Source organism: Rhodoferax sp. U2-2l (assembly GCF_020594515.1).
Taxonomy (GTDB): Bacteria; Pseudomonadota; Gammaproteobacteria; order Burkholderiales; family Burkholderiaceae_C; genus Rhodoferax.
The window spans coordinates 285,562-301,095 of the sequence record NZ_JAJCTH010000001.1 but is presented as its reverse complement, the minus strand read 5'-3'; the positions used below and the strand labels follow the sequence as shown (position 1 = coordinate 301,095).

Genomic DNA, 15,534 nt, shown 5'->3' with positions numbered 1-15,534 from the left:
AACCCGGTGGATGCCCCTGCCAACAGTGAGTTTGAAGGCGGAACGACACAATTCACATATGAATGTCGCTCAGGAATGTTACCAAATCGTCGATGCCGGCTTGACCTGGCGCAATCGCTTTCACGCCCTGGGGCCGCGCTTTTACACCCCGCTGGCGCCGCAACCCCTGCCAGCGCCCTACTGGGTGGCGCACAGCCAGGCCAGCGCAGCGCTGATTGGCTTGAACGCCCATTGGGCTGAATCGGATGCGTTGCTGCAGGTGCTCTCCGGCAACCAGCCGATGTCTGGCACACAGCCGCTGGCCAGCGTCTACAGCGGGCACCAATTTGGCCACTGGGCCGGGCAGCTGGGTGATGGCCGGGCGATTTTGCTGGGCGAGACCCAAGGCTGGGAGATTCAGCTCAAGGGCTCGGGCCTGACACCGTATTCGCGCATGGGCGACGGTCGGGCCGTGTTGCGCAGCAGCATCCGCGAGTTTTTATGCTCCGAAGCCATGGCCGCACTGGGCATCCCGACCACCCGGGCGCTGTGCATCACCGGATCAGACGCGCCGGTGATGCGCGAAACCGTGGAAACCGCCGCGGTTGTGACGCGGCTGGCGCCGAGTTTCATCCGGTTTGGCCATTTCGAGCACTTTGCCAGCCGCAGCCAGACCACCGAGCTGCAGACGCTGGCCGACTTTGTCATCGACCATTTTTACCCGGCATGCCGCCGCCAGCCCGCGCTGGGCGATAACGTGTATGCCAGCTGGTTGCAGGCGGTGGTGGAACGTACCGCGGTGATGGTGGCGCACTGGCAGGCGGTGGGTTTTTGCCATGGGGTGATGAACACCGACAACATGAGCATTTTGGGTCTGACCATCGACTACGGCCCGTTCGCTTTCCTGGATGCGTTTGACCCCGGCTTTATTTGCAACCACACCGACCGCAGCGGCCGCTACGCGTTCGATGCGCAACCCCAGATCGCCCACTGGAACCTGTACGCGCTGGCCCACGCGCTGCTGCCTTTGATCCAGCAACCCACCCTGGCCGAGCAGGCATTGGCCGCTTTTGAGCCCACTTACAAGCGCACCTACCAACGCCTGATGTTGGCCAAACTGGGCTTGGGCAGCGTGTTGCCACCCGAGTCCGGGATTAAGGCGCACGCGGACAGCCACCCCACCGAAAGCGACGACGGCGTTGTCCAGTCCATGTCCGCACTGATCCGCGACACGCTGGCGCTGCTGGCGCAAGACCGGGTGGACTACACCATCTTCTGGCGCCGCCTGAGCCACGCCCGCGCCAGCGGTCACTATGAGCCGGTGCGTGACCTGTTCATCAGCCGCCCCGCTTTTGACGGCTGGTTGCGACGCTATCAAGCGCTGGTAGACCCATCGGACAACGGGATACAAGCCCATGGGATGCGTCAAGTCAACCCCAAATACGTGCTGCGCAACTACCTGGCCGAACAAGCCATCGAGGCCGCGCGGCAAAAAGACTTCAGCGGCGTGGCCAACTTGCTGACCGTCTTGCAGCAGCCTTGTGACGACCACCCGGCGTTTGAAGCACTGGCCGGTTTTCCGCCGGACTGGGCGAGCAAAATCGAGATCAGTTGCAGTTCATGAACCCCTCAGAGGCCCAACAATGACCTTCCCCATCCAGAAATCCGATGCCGAGTGGCACGCGCTGCTCAAAGACAAGGGCGCTGAACCCGGTGCCTTTCAGGTCACGCGAGAGGCCGCCACCGAGCGGCCTTTCACTGGCAAATACGCCCGCCACTGGGCCGATGGCAGCTACCACTGCATCTGCTGCGACAACAAGCTGTTTGACGCCGACACCAAGTTCGACGCGCACTGCGGCTGGCCCAGCTTCTCGCTGGCGGTGCCCGGCGCCATCCAGGAAATCACCGACACCAGCCACGGCATGACCCGGCTGGAAACGGTGTGCGCCCAGTGCGGCGCCCACCTGGGCCATGTGTTTGACGACGGCCCCGCGCCCACCGGCCTGCGCTACTGCATGAACTCCGCCTCGTTAAACTTCACGGCTACATGAAAATACTGATCGACTTCTTCCCCATCCTGCTGTTTTTCGGCGCGTTCAAGCTCTACGACATCTATGTGGGCACCGGCGTGCTGATGGCCGCTACCGTGCTGCAGATGGCGCTGATCTACGGCATCGACCGCAAGCTGACCGCCATGCACAAGATCACGCTCGCGCTGATTTTGGTGTTTGGCACGCTGACTCTGGTGTTGCACGACGAACGTTTCATCAAATGGAAACCCACCGTGCTGTACGGTGCCCTGGCGATTGGCCTGGGTTTGGCGGTGTGGGCCTACAAAAAGAACTTTCTCAAGGCCTTGCTGGGCAGCCAGCTCAGCTTGCCCGAGCCGGTGTGGATGCGCCTGAACGCGCTGTGGGTGGGCTACAGCGCCTTCATGGCCATTGTCAACGGCTATGTGGCGGCGTATTTCAGCACCGAGGCCTGGGTCGATTTCAAGATCTGGGGCTATGTGTTCCCGGTGGTTTTTCTGGTCGGCCAGGGGTTTTACATCTCGCGTTATCTGACCGAAGAAGAACCCAAACACCCCTCACCCTGAGCCTCCCCCATGAACAACCCTCTTGAACCTACCGCTGCAGCGTTGCAGCAGCGCCTGCAAACCGTGTTGCAACCCACTGCGCTCGAAGTGATTGACGAAAGCAGCCAGCACAACGGCCATGCCGGCGCCAACGGCACCGGTTTTGGCACCCACTTCAGGGTGCGCATCACCTCGGCGCTGTTTGTTGGCAAGCCGCCTGTGGCGCGGCACCGGCTTGTGTATGATGCGCTGCAAGATTTCTTGGACCAAGGCCTGCACGCGCTGGCCATCGAAGCCAAAGTGCCCCCGGCGGCCTGAAGCGGTCCGAAAACCCAACCCCTCTCACTATTTTTTGAAACTCAGGAAATTTGCATGAAAAACAAACTCGTCACAAGTTTTGCGCTCGCGGCCCTGGTGGCGGCCATGTCCCCGCTGGCCCAGGCCCAAAACCTGGCCATCGTCAACGGCAAGGCCGTGCCCCTGGCACGTGTGCAGGCGCTCAGCCAGCAAGTGGCCCGCTCTGGCCGCGAAGTGACGCCCGAGATTGAACAGCAAATCAAGGACGAAGTCATCGCCCGTGAAATCTTCATCCAGGAAGCCCAGAAACAGGCACTCGACACCACCGAAGACTACAAGGTGCAGATGGAACTGGCGCGCCAGACCATTTTGATCCGTGACCTGTTCACCAACTTCCAGAAAACCAACGCCGTCACCGACGCCGAGATCAAAGCCGAGTACGACAAGTTTGCCGCAGCCAATGGCGGCAAGGAATACAAGGCGCGCCACATCCTGGTCGAGAAAGAAGCCGAAGCCAAGGCCATCATCGCCCAGCTAAAAAAAGGCGGCAAGTTTGAAGACATCGCCAAAAAGGCCAGCAAAGACCCGGGCTCCGGCGCCAATGGCGGCGACCTGGACTGGGCACCTGCCAGCAACTATGTGGCCGAGTTTGCCCAGGCACTCACCGGCCTGACCAAGGGCAAAATGACCGACACCCCGGTCAAGTCCCAGTTTGGTTACCACGTGATCCGCTTGGACGACGTGCGTGAAGCGCAGTTGCCCAAGCTGGAAGACGTGAAACCGCAAATCGCCCAGCAGTTGCAGCAGCAAAAGCTGGCCACGTACCAGAGCGAACTGCGCGCCAAGGCCAAGGTCGAGTAAACCTGCCCCACCCGGTGACCCCACAGCGCGGCTTCAGGGCCGCGTTTTTTATGGGCGAGCGAACCAGGCCACCCCCGCCAGCAGCCCCAGCAGCACCGGCTGGTGCAGCATGTAGTAACTCAAGCTCCAGCGGCCCAGCCACGCCATCGACCGCAGGGGCGCGGGCAGCGACAGCGCCAGCCAGTGCGCGCGCTCGCGCAACACGCATGTCCACGCCGCCACACCCCACCACATCACACCAAGCCAGGGGAACAGCGGCACGTAATCTTCGGTGACGGGCTTTTGCGTGATCCAGCCCAGCCAGTTCAGGCCCGGTGCATTGAACAGGTGCACCACATCAGCCCCCGCCCAGGCCAGCAGTGCATACGATGCGGCGAACTTAGATGCGATCGCCACCCCACCCTGTCAGCGCACCGCCCAGCGCATGCGCAGCCGGGCCAACGCGTGTTGGGCCCTGTTCATGGCGGGCAGGCGTCAGAACAATTTCTGATTGACCCTGCGACGCCTTTTGGCCAGTGTGCGCCAGCGCCAGATCAGCGAAATCAGGCCATAGGTCAGCAGCCCCGTCACCACGGCGGTGATGGACAGCCCCACCAGCAAGGGTTTGCCCAGGTTGGTGATGCGCTGCCAAAAACCGGTGTTCTTGTCATCCACAGGGGTTTGTGGGTTGGCCAGGTCCATCATGCTTGGGCGCTCGTTGCTGCCCGTGACACGAACACCCAGACGGTAGGCACCGTAATAAATCGGGCCAAAGGTGACCGGGTTGCTGACCAGCGTGCTGGCCACCGCCGTCGGAATATTGGCCCGCATCACGATGGCAGCGGCCACCGAGAGCGGGATTTGGGCAATCGGAATGAGCAACCCGAAAAACACCCCCAGCGCCACGCCCATGGCCACCCCGCGACGCGACCAGTGCCACAGTTTGGGCTGCTGCAGCCAGGGTTGCAGCCAACGCAGCCAGGGGTTGTTGGCAATCTGTTCACGGTCAGGGATACGGCCACGCAGGCGCGTCAGAAATGTCATTCACAGGCTCCAGGTAGTCAGGCGCCACGTCGGCAGTCTTGACCGCGGGGTTGGGGCGGGCAAACACGTCGGTGTCAGTAGTCGCACGCTGCAGCGCCGAGTCGCCAACCAATGGGTTCCCAAGGGACGCTCGTTCGGGTGCTGGCGAAGCATCTGACATGACGGTGAAACTTCGCAAAAAAATCATCTTATCGATGACCGGAAGTTTCGGCTGTTGCCTGTTGTCTGTTTCCGCAGTACCGATGTTGAATTGAACGGCAGGCCTGACGACGCAGCGCACGAGACTTTGCCGAACCAGGGTCTTGGGCCACCCGGCCGGTAGCCAGCGGCACAGGCTGGGATAATCACCACCATGTCCTTGCTCCCCCACCAACTCGAACTGTTAGCCCCGGCGCGCGACGCCGCCATTGGCATCGAAGCCGTCAACCACGGGGCCGACGCGGTCTACATCGGCGGGCCCGGCTTTGGCGCCCGCTCCAGCGCGGACAACACGGTGACCGACATCGCCCGGCTGGTCACGCACGCGCACCGCTTCAAAAGCCGCATCTTTGTCACCCTCAACACCATCTTGCGCGACGACGAGCTGGAACCCGCCCGCAAGCTGGCCTGGCAGTTGTATGACGCGGGCGTGGATGCGCTGATCGTGCAGGACATGGGCTTGCTGGAGATCGACCTGCCGCCGATCCAGCTGCACGCTAGCACCCAGTGCGACATCCGCACGCCGGAGAAAGCGCGTTTTTTGCAGGACGTGGGCTTCTCACAAATTGTGCTGGCGCGCGAACTTACGCTGGAGCAGATTACTGCCATCCGCGCTGCCACCTCGCCCGACCGATGTGCCATCGAGTTTTTTGTGCACGGCGCCTTGTGCGTGGCCTACAGCGGCCAGTGTTACATCAGTGCCGCCCACACCGGGCGCAGCGCCAACCGCGGCGAATGCAACCAAGCTTGCCGCCTGCCCTATCAGGTGCTCGACGACAAGGGCCGCTTTGTGGCCCATGACAAACACGTCCTCTCCATGAAAGACAACAACCAGAGCGACAACATGACCGCGCTTGTCGATGCCGGGGTGCGCAGCTTCAAGATCGAAGGCCGCTACAAAGACATGGCGTATGTGAAAAACATCACAGCGCATTACCGCACGCTGATCGACGAGGTGATTGAGGCGCGCCAGCACACCGACAACCCCTTGGCGCGCGCCAGCAGCGGTACCACCACCTTCACCTTCACGCCAGACCCAAACCAAAACTTCAACCGCGAGTTCACCGACTATTTTGTCAACGGCCGCCAGGAGACGATTGGCGCGTTTGACTCGCCGAAAAATCCCGGCCAACCCATCGGCCATGTGCTGCAAACCGGTCCGAACTGGGTTGAACTGGAGCTGACCAGCCGCTACACCGAGCTACACAACGGCGACGGCCTGTGTTACTACGATCTGCAAAAAGAGCTGGTGGGTCTGGCCATCAACCGCGCCGAGCTCATCAGCGCCAAAAAGGCCCGCTGGCGCGTGTTCCCCAAAGACGCGCTGGCCACCCTGAAAGACCTGCGCGCCGGGGTGGAAGTCAACCGCAACCGCGATGTGCAGTGGCTGCGCCAGCTGGAGAAAAAGTCCAGCGAGCGGCGCATCGGCGTCTGGGCGAACTTGCAGGTGCTGGCCGAGGCGGTGCAGCTCACCTTGACCGACGAAGACGGCGTTAGTGCCACCGTGCAACAGCCCTTCCCTGCGGCCCATCGCCAGGAGACGCACGATGCGGCGGCGGCGTCAGAGCAAGCCCGCAGCCAGATCAGCCGTCTGGGCACCACCCACTTCAGCGCCCTCAGCACCGAGGTGACCTGGGTCAAAGGCCGCTTTGATGCCGTTGTTTTGCCAAGCTCCTTGCTCAATACCCTGCGCCGCGAGGCGGTGGAGCAGCTGGAGACCGAGCGCGCCATCCATGTCACCCGGCTGCCGCGCGCCGCGCCGGTCGAGCCACCTGCGCCCTACCCGCAAGACACCTTGAGCTACCTGGCCAACGTGTTCAACCAGAAGGCGTATGACTTTTACGCCAAACACGGCGTCAAGATCATCGCCCCGGCGTATGAAGCCGTGCAAGAACTCGGCGAAGTCAGCCTGATGATCACCAAACACTGCGTGCGGTTTTCGCTCAGCCTGTGCCCCAAACAGGCCAAGGGCGTGACCGGTGTGCAGGGTTTTGTCAAAGCTGAACCTCTGCAACTGGTCAACGGCAAAGAAAAACTCACCCTGCGTTTTGACTGCAAACCTTGCGAGATGCACGTCATGGGCAAGATCAAACCCGGTGTGGCGAAACAATCACGCCAGGAACTGGCCGCAGGGCAAAACGGCGCCCCGCTGATTTTTCACAAAACCCGCCCGCCCCTGCCTTTCGGGCACTGAACGGTTTACAACGGCGGTTGCAGCAAGCGTTGCACCAACGGGTGCTGGACTTTCTTTTCAGTGCCGATCGCAAAAAATTGCTCACGCACACCGTCGCAGGCGCCCAGGCGCTGCACCGCGTAATGCGCCAGCAAATCGTCATGCACCCACTCGGCCGCGGGAAACACCCCCATGCCACTGGCGCCAAAGGTTTTGAGCAGCGCGCTGTCTTCGAACTCGCCCACGATGCGCGGCCGCAGGCCGTGCTGTTCAAACCAGTGGTCCAGCCGGGCGCGCACGGCGGTGTGCCCGGTGGGCAACAGCAGGGGAACTGCTGCCAGGCTGTGCGGAAAATCTGCGCTGGCGGCCTGCACCAGCGCCACAGTGCCGTACCACGCCATGGCGGATGACCCCATGTCGTGGTTGTAGAGCTTGATGTTGGGGTGGCTCGGTGCTGGCCGGTCTGACAGCACCAGGTCCAGCCGGTGCAGCGCCAGATCACCCAGCAGTTCGTCAAACTCGCCCTCGTGGCACAGCAGGCGCAAATGCGGCTCTGACAGCACCGGCTGCAGCAGGCGGCGCACCACCAGTTTGGGCAAGCCATCTGAAATTCCCACCGCCAGGCGCACCGTGGGCGTACTCACGGCGTCGCGCACACGGGCTGGCAAACCTTCGCCCAGCAGAAAAATCTGGTCGGCCTGCTGCAGCGCGGCCTGCCCCGCATCCGTCAACACCAGGCCGCGCCCGGCCGGTTTGAGCAAGGCGTAGCCCAGCGAGCGCTCCAGCTCGCGCACCTGCGCGCTCACGGTTTGCACCGCCATGTCGAGCTTTTCAGCGGCTCGTGAGATCCCGCCTTCTTTGGCAACCACCCAAAAGTAGTACAGATGTTTGTAGTTGAAGGGGGTACTCATGGTCAGTATTTTCAGGAATTTAAATGAGAAATTATCTGCTTTTTTAGATCCAATCAGATGTCAACAATGGCTTTGGTTCTTCAAAAACGGACACCCAAACCCAACAGGAAATGGAACAGGAACATGCGTAAATATGCTCCCAACAGCCCGCAGGCTGCAGCCCGCATCATCGGCTTGACGCTGCTGGCGGATGGCGATGTGGGTCAGGTGGAACTGGCCTTGCTGGATGAACTCGCCGTCCACCAGCAACTGGGATTGAGCCGCGACGAGCTCCATGCAGTGATCGACACGTTTTGCGAAGACCTGCTGTCGAGCCAACAACTCAACTGGGCGGATGCCTGCCCGGTGGATGCGTGCACCCTGACCGAATTGATGGCCGACATCGACGACCCGGCGCTTCGCCGCAAGGTGCTGGGCTTGTGCGTGCAACTGGCCGAGTCAGATGACGACGTCGCCCAGGGTGAATCGGTCGTCTTGACCGCGGCTGTGGAGCATTGGAATCTGCATTACCAGATGCTGACCACGTCCTTGGCCCCCAAATCGCATTGAGCCCCTGGGGCCAGCAGCGCTAATCAGGCTTGGTGGCTTTGGGCAGCCCCAGCACCACCAGGGCAACCACGGTCAGCGGCAGCACAAAGCTCAGCAGGGCTGTGGAGAACGCCCCCAGGGCGCCATGTTGCTGGGCCGCCAGGACGAGATAGGTCACATAAACCGCGTAATAACCCAAAAACACAACCCCCTCCCAGCGGGCTATCACCCGACCGGTCATGAAGACCCGAACACAGGCCAGCGCCACGGCCACCATCACCCACAGGTCGAAACTCAAGGCCGCCGCCGGCACTACCAGGCCAGTCTGGCCTGAGACCAAACTGGCCAACCCCATGCAGCCCAGCGCATTGAAGATGTTGCTGCCCACCACATTGCCCACCGCAATGTCACGCTCGCCCTTGATGGCCGCCACGATGGAGGTCGCCACCTCCGGCATGGAGGTTCCTGCCGCCACAATGGTCAACGCAATCACCAGGTCGCTCACGCCCAGGGATTTGGCAAGGGTCACGGCGGCCTGTACCAGCCAATCCGAGCCCAGCACCAACAGCGCCAAACCCGCCGCAATCAGCAGCAACTGCACCCAGACCTGGTCCAGCCAGCCAGCGGGCGATTTGGCAGCGAACTCCTGGGTGTATTCGTCTTGGGCCGCCTGGCTTTCGCGCCGCGACTGAACCACCAGAAAACTGGTGTACGCCGCAAGCGAGATCAGCAGCAGCACGCCATCGTTCCAGCTCAGCCGGCCATCCAGTGAGAGCAGCAGCAGCAGCAAACTCGCGCCGAGCATGATCGGCACCTCCTGGCGAATCAACTGGATGTTGACCACCAGCGGCACGATCAAGGCCGACAGGCCCAGAATGAACAGCACATTGAAAATGTTGCTGCCCACCACGTTACCCAGCGCCAGGTCGGTCTTGCCGTCCAGCACGGCCCCCACCGACACCGCCACCTCAGGCGCACTGGTGCCAAAGGCCACCACCGTGAGCCCCACCACCAGGGGCGAGATGCCCAGCGACAGCGCCAGGCGCGAGGCACCGCGCACCAACACATCGGCACCCACGATCAAGGCGGCCAGACCGGCGATAAAGAGCAAATAAGTCATGTTTCAGGGTTCCAGACGCAAAAAACCGTTGGATCAGGCTGCCGCTCTGCGGGTCATGGAGATCAACGCGGTCACCGCAAGACCGCCGCCCAGCAAGATCACCAGGCCCATGCCCCAGGACACCCACGCCAGGGGGGTGAGCCAGTTCGCAGCCGACGGCAATACCGAAAGCGCGGAGTCAACCACCGGCAACACAGCCGCGGTGATGGCCTTGAACGCCACCATCCAATCCGGGGGCAACCAAATCGTGATCCACTCGGGCAGCGCCTCCATGTGCGGCGGCTGGTCGGCCAGCGCACCCACTTGGGTCAGTGACCACAACACCAACGCATGCAACACCCAAACGGTGACTGACCAGATGGCAAGCAAGGTCAAAGCCAGAAACCATGTCAATGCAAAAAACATGTGTCGTCCTATTCAAGAAGCTGGTGAAGGCGCGATGGTGCGGGCACGGCCATATCGAAAAAAGCAGGAAATCTGGTGGAGATGCTCCCGCTTTTACGATGTCAAATGATATTTCATTCAGCTAAAGCCAAGGCCATGAGGGGCCAAGCCAGATCAACTGTGGCTGTTTGTCGGCCTTCGGTGGCTGGCTGCTGGCGCCCCGCAGCGCGCTGGCTGGATGTCAGACACGTCTGTGCGTACAAAAGCACTGACCGTGCTGCAAAAGCACCAGCGCTCCATGCGGCAGCGCGCCTGACCCGAACCGGCCTCCCAGCGCAGCAGGTTCACCGAGTTGGGTGCCCCCGTGCGCACCCGTGATGAGACCGCCGTGCCCGCCTGAACCGCCCACACGGGTCGCGCCAGACAGGGAATGGCGGTCACATAAGGCAGATGAATGTGCCCGCCCAGGACCAGATCGGCACCCGCCGCAGACCAGCGCTGCAATGCCGCAGCATGGCCGCGCAGCAGGTTCGGCACATCCTCGGGGCGCGTAACCGCCACCGGCTGGTGCACCACCACCACGCGCAACTGCGCCGCACTGGCCCCTGCCAGCGTGTGAGCCACATGCTCAATTTGAGCCGCGGACACCTCACCGTTCTTGTGCCGGGCAGCGCGTGTGGTGTTGACACACACCACCAGCAGGTCGGGCGACGCATGCACCGGCTCCAGGTTGGCGCCAAAGGCCGCGATGTAGTGGGCGTAAGGGTGGCGCCAGCGCGCCCACAGGTCAAACAGCGGCAGGTCGTGGTTGCCCGGAATCACCAGCGCCGGGGCGCCCAAACGCCCCATGAACGCTTGCGCCGCCTCAAACTGCGCTGGCCGCGCGCGTTGCGTGACATCGCCCGACAGCACCACCAGGTCAGGCTGCTGCTGCCGGGTCAACGCCACCAGCGCCTCGACCACCGGTGCTTGCTCGGTGCCGAAATGCGTGTCGGACAGGTGCAACACAACGCTCATGGGGTGGGTCCATCCGCCGCGTCCACGGTGTCTTGCGCAGGCGGCTTGAGCAGGTACAGCGGCTGGGCGAGCACCCGAAAGTCGAGTGGCGCGCGCATGTGGGTCACTTCGCCGTCGAAGGCAACCTTCACCGCCCGGCGACCAGGCGCCAGCGTGGGCCGCACCAGCATGTGGCTGAAGTTGAAATGCTCCACGCTCTGCGCCTCGCCCAGCGTGCCCATCGCACCGTGCAACATCAGCCGGATCATGGTCAACGTGCTGATCGGCCGCAGCATGACGGCGGTGATACATCCGTCATCGGGACCCGCCAGCCCTGCACCAGCGGGGTCGCCGTGCGCCAACGCCTGCGGCGGCATCCCCAGCTGGGCCAACTGCAGCCGGTTGTTGCCAACGAAGAGTGTCAACGCGCGCACATCACGCACCGATGCGCCTTGCTCAATGCGCAGGCGCAGTTTGCGCTGGGCGCGCAGCAGCGTGACGATGGCAGCCCAAAAGGCCACCCACCGGCTGCGCCCGAAGCGTGCCTTGTACGCCTCGCGGTCTTCCAACAGCTCGGGGTACAAGCCCAGGCTGGCATTGACCAGGAACACGCGCTCATTGACGGCAGCCACCTGGACCGGCCTCGGCACCGCGCCCAGCACCTGGCGCACGGCCTCGGCCGGATCGGCGGCAATGCCATGGGTGCGGGCGAAATAGTTGAAAGTGCCCTGGGGCACCACGCCCATCACACAGCCCAGCTTGTGCGCGGCCTGCGCCACCGTGTTGAGGGTGCCATCGCCACCCACCGCCACGATCGCGGTGTGCGAGGCCAGCGCCCGGGTTGCCGCCTCTCGCGCGATACGGGGCAAATCTTCAGGGGGGCTCACCAGCACTTGCCCGCTTCGACCGGCGGCCTGCAACGCAGCCTCGATCACCTCACGCTTGGCTTGGGCTTCGTGGCTGCCCGCTGCCGCATTGATGACAAACTGGAGCGGGGACGCCGGGTCAAATTCGGGGCAGGCGGTCATGGCAATGGCGTCAAAACGTGGGTTGTGGCCGAGGGACGGCGGTGCGCGGGCACGCCAACACGGGCCGCGTTGACGCCAGTTCAGGCATCTGGAACGCCCACCGCTGCCTGCGTGTGCATCAGCAACGCCTCCAATTCGGCAGCGGGCATCGGTTGACCGAACAGATTGCCCTGAAACTGGGTGCAGCCCTTGGCCAGCAGCACCTGCCGCTGCGCCGGGGTTTCCACACCTTCGGCAATCACACCCAGCGCCAGGCTGTCCGCCACCGCCAGGATGGTGCTGACAATGGCTTGATCGCTGGCGTCGGTGCAGATGTCGTCGACAAAGGACTGGTCGATCTTCAGCTTGTGCAGCGGCAGTTTCTTCAAGTATTGCAGGGACGAGTACCCGGTGCCGAAATCGTCCAGTTCAAAACGGATACCCACGCCGCGCAAGGTGCTCATGGTAACCACCGTGTCGCTCAGGTCGGTCAGCAGCAGGCTCTCCGTCAGCCCCAGAATGAGCTGGTGCGCCGGCGCGCCATGCCGCTTGACCGCTGACATCACCTGGTCGGCAAAACCTTTCTGGCGGAACTGCTTGGCGCTGATGTTAAGGGAGAGTGACAACTCGCGCATGTTCGCTTGCGCCTGCCAAGCGGCCAACTGGGCACATCCGGCATCCAGCACCCACTGCCCCAGCGGCAGGATGAGCCCACTTTCTTCGGCCAGCGCGATGAACTCTGCCGGTGGCACCCGGCCTCGCTGCGGGTGGTGCCAACGCAGCAGGGCCTCGGCACCCAGCGCATGGCCGTGCTGATCCACCTGCACCTGGTAAAACAATTCCAACTGGCGCTGGTCGATGGCGCTGCGCAGATCGTTGAGCAAAGCCACGCGGACGCTGATGACCTCTTGCATGTGCTGGTCAAAAAAGCGCTGCGTGTTGCGCCCGGCGGATTTGGCCTGGTACATGGCGATGTCGGCCTGTTTGAGCAAATCTTCCACACCCGCGCCCGCCTGCGTCCGGCCAAACAAGGTGATCCCGATGCTGGAGCTGCTGTGGCAGGACCGGGTGCCGAGCTGGTAGGGGGCACTCAGCATCTGCAGCATTTTGTTGGCGGTGGCTTCCACCTGGGCAGCCAAGTCGATCTCCGGGCCGCTCAAGCCTTCCAGCAACACCACAAACTCGTCGCCGCCCAACCGGGCCACGGTGTCGCTTTCGCGCACACAAGCTTGCAGGCGCAGCGCCACCTGTTGCAGCAACAGATCGCCCACATCGTGGCCCAGGGTGTCGTTGAGCGACTTGAACGAGTCCAGATCGAGAAACAGCACCGCGCCACTTTGCCCGTTGCGCTGGCTGGCGCTCAGGGCGTGGCCCAGCCGGTCGAGCAACAGGCGGCGATTGGGCAACTGCGTGAGGGTGTCATAAAACGCCAGGTTCTTGATCTCGTCTTCCGCCAGCTTGCTCAGGGTGATGTCGGTGGACGCGCCCACGTAATGGGTCACCTCGCCATGGGCATTGCGCACGGCGGTGATGGTGAGGTGCACCGGGTAGATGTCACCGTTTTTGCGCCGGTTCCACACCTCGCCATCCCAGCTGCCCTGGGTGGTGACGGTGTGCCACATGGCGGCGTAGAACGCCGCGTCGTGGCGGCCAGAGGCCAGCAGGCGCGGGGTCTGGCCAATGGCCTCCTCGGCTGTGTAACCGGTCATGCTGGTGAACGAGCGGTTGATGTCCAGAATGACGCAGCGGCTGTCGGTGACGGCGATGGCCTCTTGCGACTGGAACGCAATCGCGGCAATACGCAGTTGCTGCTCGGCACGTTGGCGCTCAGTGATGTCGCGCGACACACCAAGCACCCCGATCAGCTCGCCGGCCTCGTCCCGCACCGGGGTCTTGATGGTCTCGAAAAAACGCGTCTGGCCGTCGGCCGCGAGCAACCATTCCTCAAACCGCACGGCAGCGTTGGCGGCTATGGCCTGCCGGTCCTGGTCGTGAAAAACCTGCGCCTTGGCCGCGCCCATCAGCTCAAAGTCGCTCTTGCCCAGCAGACTCGCCTCGGTGAAGTTGTACATCTTCATGAATTCGGGGTTGGCCTTCAGAAACACGCCGTGCTGGTCTTTCAGCCACACCAGGTCGGGGATGTTGCCAATCAGCGACCCGAGCAAGCCACGCTCGCGCATCAGTTGCACCTGACTGGTCTGCAAAGCCTGGCGGGTTGCCAGCAACTGGTCCCGATCACGCAGCAGGGCCGCCTGGCGCACCATGGCCAGCAAAATCACCAGCACCGAGCCCGCCTGCGCCCAGGCGCGCACGATGCCGGGCAAACCGACGCGTGTCTCAGAGAACATCAGCGCCATGGCCGCCAGCACCACCGCCACAATCGGCAGCAAGCGCAGCACCCCGGCACAAAAGCGGTCAAACTCCAGGCTTTCGGCGCGCGACATGTTCCAGCGGCTCAGGCCAACCCCGGTCAGCAGGGTAGACACCGAAAACGCGACATTGGACCAGGTACCGTCCATGGCAATGCCATCGAGCGCTTTGTAGTTCCAATACATCCAGCTCATGGCCGTGCCAGTGAGCCCCAGCAAAAACAGGGTGCCGCCCAAGCGCAGACGCAAACGTAGCGTCAGCACGGTGATCACCGCAGTGCAGACCGCAGCAAACAGCGTGGCCGGATAAGCCACCAGCACCAGCAACGGCAGCAAACCGGTGTCGCCCCGCTTGGGCAGGTAGAGCACCAGAATCAGCGACAACATGGCGACCGTGAGCAACAACGCGTCGAGCGCGGCAGACCCCGAGTCGGAATCGCTGCTGCGGTGGCGCACCTCCAGCAGCAGTCCCACCGTGACCAGCGGTCCGAGCATCAGGTAAAACAGGTCTGATGGGGCCGGAACAGCGCTGAAGCCCAGCAGCGACTGAATGCCCCACAGGACCTCACCGGTGGCGTAGGCCATCAGCCCCAGCATGCCCCAAAACAGGCGCTGGGCATCCGCCGCCGAGCTGCGCCGGTAACGCAGCCACACCATCGCTGCGGCCGCGGTAGCGGACACCGTCCAGTGCAGGTGGTCAAACAGCCGGTCCCAAGACGGATCGGTGGCCAGACCGATGCCCACCCCGCCCAATGCAATGCCCAGTGCGCCCAAGGCCAGCACCAGGGTGATGGTCTTGGAGTTGGCAGGGTCCTGAAGGCGCACGCGTTTGGAGGTGTGAGTGAATGGGATGAAACGACCTAAGCGATTAAACCCCATCAGCCGCCGTCGCCCCCAAAATTTATCGACAACCCGAGTGAGGCACGGGCCCATTCAGGACCGGCGGCGGTGGCATCAACTCGAAGGGTTCATCGGCACCACCATTGGTCTTCGCGCAAAATTTCGCCAGGATGAATGGCGTCAAGACCATTTTTGGGGGCAGCAATGGACACGAAATTCTCCCGCAACTCAGTGGCAATCGACATGTTGACGTTGTGGGCGCCGATGAAGATG

The 15,534-nt window shown here is 62.8% G+C and carries 15 protein-coding genes; 7 read left to right on the top strand and 8 right to left on the bottom strand.

Annotated elements, in window-relative coordinates; all coding sequences use genetic code 11:
• Positions 1 to 58: 58 nt before the first annotated feature.
• The 5 genes from LHU53_RS01325 to LHU53_RS01305 all read left to right on the top strand — a co-directional run bounded on the left by LHU53_RS01325 (position 59) and on the right by LHU53_RS01305 (position 3,712).
• Positions 59 to 1,603 carry a YdiU family protein gene (locus LHU53_RS01325; protein ID WP_227330266.1) on the top strand — a complete coding sequence of 515 codons (1,545 nt, stop codon included), beginning with the start codon at positions 59 to 61 and terminating at the stop codon, positions 1,601 to 1,603.
• A 19-nt stretch (positions 1,604 to 1,622) separates the two neighbouring features.
• A complete protein-coding gene (gene msrB, locus LHU53_RS01320; RefSeq protein WP_227330265.1) occupies positions 1,623 to 2,030 on the top strand; it encodes a peptide-methionine (R)-S-oxide reductase MsrB in 408 nt (135 codons plus the stop codon).
• A complete protein-coding gene (locus tag LHU53_RS01315) occupies positions 2,027 to 2,575 on the top strand; it encodes a septation protein A (RefSeq protein ID WP_227330264.1) in 549 nt (182 codons plus the stop codon). Before msrB ends, LHU53_RS01315 begins: the two co-directional genes overlap by 4 nt.
• A gap of 9 nt (positions 2,576 to 2,584) precedes the next feature.
• The gene (locus tag LHU53_RS01310) at positions 2,585 to 2,872 is read left to right on the top strand and encodes a BolA family transcriptional regulator (protein ID WP_227330263.1); all 288 of its coding nucleotides are present in this window, start codon (positions 2,585 to 2,587) and stop codon (positions 2,870 to 2,872) included.
• Between the two features lie 105 nt (positions 2,873 to 2,977).
• Entirely contained in the window at positions 2,978 to 3,712 is a 735-nt protein-coding gene (locus LHU53_RS01305) for a peptidylprolyl isomerase (protein WP_370632196.1), read from the top strand.
• A 48-nt stretch (positions 3,713 to 3,760) separates the two neighbouring features.
• On the opposite strand, the gene LHU53_RS01300 is transcribed toward LHU53_RS01305, so the two are convergent.
• Together LHU53_RS01300 and LHU53_RS01295 are read right to left on the bottom strand one after the other, a co-directional pair.
• Entirely contained in the window at positions 3,761 to 4,108 is a 348-nt protein-coding gene (locus LHU53_RS01300) for a heparan-alpha-glucosaminide N-acetyltransferase domain-containing protein (protein WP_227330261.1), read from the bottom strand.
• Positions 4,109 to 4,186: 78 nt separating this feature from the next.
• The gene (locus LHU53_RS01295; RefSeq protein WP_227330260.1) at positions 4,187 to 4,735 is read right to left on the bottom strand and encodes a DUF2062 domain-containing protein; all 549 of its coding nucleotides are present in this window, start codon (positions 4,733 to 4,735) and stop codon (positions 4,187 to 4,189) included.
• Positions 4,736 to 5,087: 352 nt separating this feature from the next.
• On the opposite strand from LHU53_RS01295, the gene LHU53_RS01290 reads away from it, so the two are divergent.
• On the top strand, positions 5,088 to 7,127 hold the full coding sequence (locus LHU53_RS01290) for a U32 family peptidase (RefSeq protein WP_227330259.1): 2,040 nt from the start codon (positions 5,088 to 5,090) through the stop codon (positions 7,125 to 7,127).
• Positions 7,128 to 7,132: 5 nt separating this feature from the next.
• Here the strand turns inward: LHU53_RS01290 and LHU53_RS01285 are convergent, their stop codons facing one another.
• A complete protein-coding gene (locus tag LHU53_RS01285; RefSeq protein WP_227330258.1) occupies positions 7,133 to 8,017 on the bottom strand; it encodes a LysR family transcriptional regulator in 885 nt (294 codons plus the stop codon).
• Positions 8,018 to 8,140: 123 nt separating this feature from the next.
• On the opposite strand from LHU53_RS01285, the gene LHU53_RS01280 reads away from it, so the two are divergent.
• Complete coding sequence (locus LHU53_RS01280; protein ID WP_227330257.1) at positions 8,141 to 8,566, top strand: TerB family tellurite resistance protein; 426 nt, start codon at positions 8,141 to 8,143, stop codon at positions 8,564 to 8,566.
• A gap of 19 nt (positions 8,567 to 8,585) precedes the next feature.
• Here the strand turns inward: LHU53_RS01280 and LHU53_RS01275 are convergent, their stop codons facing one another.
• From LHU53_RS01275 to LHU53_RS01255, 5 genes are all read right to left on the bottom strand, one after another.
• Complete coding sequence (locus LHU53_RS01275; RefSeq protein ID WP_227330256.1) at positions 8,586 to 9,665, bottom strand: calcium/sodium antiporter; 1,080 nt, start codon at positions 9,663 to 9,665, stop codon at positions 8,586 to 8,588.
• 33 nt (positions 9,666 to 9,698) lie between these two features.
• Positions 9,699 to 10,070, bottom strand: a complete 372-nt coding sequence (locus LHU53_RS01270) for a hypothetical protein (RefSeq protein WP_227330255.1) — start codon at positions 10,068 to 10,070, stop codon at positions 9,699 to 9,701.
• A gap of 153 nt (positions 10,071 to 10,223) precedes the next feature.
• Positions 10,224 to 11,066, bottom strand: a complete 843-nt coding sequence (locus LHU53_RS01265; RefSeq protein ID WP_227330254.1) for a metallophosphoesterase — start codon at positions 11,064 to 11,066, stop codon at positions 10,224 to 10,226.
• The gene (locus LHU53_RS01260) at positions 11,063 to 12,073 is read right to left on the bottom strand and encodes a diacylglycerol kinase family protein (protein ID WP_227330253.1); all 1,011 of its coding nucleotides are present in this window, start codon (positions 12,071 to 12,073) and stop codon (positions 11,063 to 11,065) included. The genes LHU53_RS01265 and LHU53_RS01260 overlap by 4 nt, the downstream gene beginning before the upstream one ends.
• A gap of 80 nt (positions 12,074 to 12,153) precedes the next feature.
• Positions 12,154 to 15,246 carry a bifunctional diguanylate cyclase/phosphodiesterase gene (locus LHU53_RS01255; RefSeq protein WP_227330252.1) on the bottom strand — a complete coding sequence of 1,031 codons (3,093 nt, stop codon included), beginning with the start codon at positions 15,244 to 15,246 and terminating at the stop codon, positions 12,154 to 12,156.
• Between the last annotated feature and the right edge of the window lie 288 nt (positions 15,247 to 15,534).